Below are 1,386 nucleotides of genomic sequence, written 5' to 3'. Positions count from 1 at the left end.
CACCTGCATCTGATCCAAAGCGCCTGGCGCGGCGATTCGCTGGCCCATCCGGACAACCATCTCTACCCGCCGGCGCCGCAGCTCGCGGAGCGCATATGGATTGCCACGTTCTCCGCCCAAGGGGCTATCCGCGCGGGACAGGCCGGGCACGGACTGATGCTCTCCCGCACCCAGCCGCGCCCCGTCGGTCAGCCGCAGCTGCCGCTGGACGCCATCCAGAATCCGATTATCGACGCCTACCTCAGCGCGCTCCCGGCGGGGGTCGCACCGAGGATCCTCGCCTCACGCACCGCGTTTGTTGCCGACAGTCGGCAGTACGCCCTGCAGGTGGCGGAGCCGGGCCTGCGTCGTCAGGCGGCGGCGCACCGCGCTGCCGGACATCAGCTTGTTGGTGACACCGTCACAGATTATCTCTCTCAGCTGGATGCGCACGTCGGCGATGTCGAACAGGTGCAGGCTTCGCTGGCGCAGGATAGCGTGCTGGCGCGGGTGACCGATATTTCGTTCCAGGTCCACTCCGTTGAACCTTCGCATCGCGACACGCTGCGCTCCATTGAGCTGATCGCTCAGCATATTGCCCCGCAACTACAGTAAGGAGTCACCATGACACTGAGTCAGGATATTTTGGCTGAGCTGGCCGATATTGCCCCGAATTCCGCATTGGCCGAGGCCCGCGCGGTGCGCGAAGCGGCAACCCGCCATGCCCAGGGCAGCTATGAAACGCTGTTCGGTCAGGAGGAGGAGGATTTTCCGCTGAGCGAGCGCTTCGCGGTGGCCGCAAAGGTGGCCAAGCTGCACCAGGCCGACGCCCTCGCCGCCCACTACGCCGGATTCGGCCTTGCCGACCCGACGTCGCCGCGGCTGATCCCGGCGCTGGGATTTGCCCGCCTGCTAACCTTTACCCCAATCGAGGCCACGCCGTCGGCGCTGCAGGCGTTAACCCACGCCGGCTGGAGCCTGCGGGCGGTGGTCACCCTCGCCCAGCTCATCGCCTTTGTGAGCTTCCAGAGCCGGCTGATCGCCGGTCTGCGGCTGCTGAACGGTAAGCCGACGGCCAGCGCGGAGACGCCGGTGGTTGCCGGCTTCTGGCATACCGCGCCGCAGACGGTCAGCGGCAGGCGTGCGCCGGTGCACTTCACCCGCGACGAGCTGAGCTGGGAGCCGTGGATCGCCGCCAAACCGCTGGAGGAATTCAGCGAGGAGGAACGCAACATCCTGGCGAAATATGGCCACAGCGACTCGCCCTATTTTCGCCTGCTGGCCCGCAACCAGCCGCTGCTGGAGCAGCGCACGCTGACCTGGGCTCATGATCGCCGCCCCTTTGGGATGGACCGCCATCGCTTCGCTGAACAGGTTATTGAAGCTGAAGCCGACGTGCTTCATGAC

At 66.1% G+C, this 1,386-nt stretch carries 1 protein-coding gene and 2 pseudogenes; 2 read left to right on the top strand and 1 reads right to left on the bottom strand.

Going from position 1 to position 1,386, the window contains the following annotated elements; all coding sequences use genetic code 11:
- Window positions 1–594: LLM class oxidoreductase (locus PFH44_RS27620; RefSeq protein WP_463671592.1), on the top strand; the 594-nt coding region annotated here is incomplete at its 5' end.
- Window positions 595–603: 9 nt separating this feature from the next.
- Window positions 604–1,299, top strand: a pseudogene (locus PFH44_RS27615) (CMD domain-containing protein); the annotation flags it as partial.
- On the opposite strand, the pseudogene PFH44_RS27610 reads toward PFH44_RS27615, so the two are convergent.
- A pseudogene (locus tag PFH44_RS27610) lies at window positions 1,297–1,386 on the bottom strand (hypothetical protein); the annotation flags it as partial. The pseudogenes PFH44_RS27615 and PFH44_RS27610 overlap by 3 nt on opposite strands.

The organism is Klebsiella sp. Ech2A (genome assembly GCF_030078455.1).
GTDB classification, from domain to species: Bacteria; Pseudomonadota; Gammaproteobacteria; order Enterobacterales; family Enterobacteriaceae; genus Klebsiella; species Klebsiella terrigena.
This window is presented reverse-complemented; position numbering and strand designations above follow the sequence as displayed.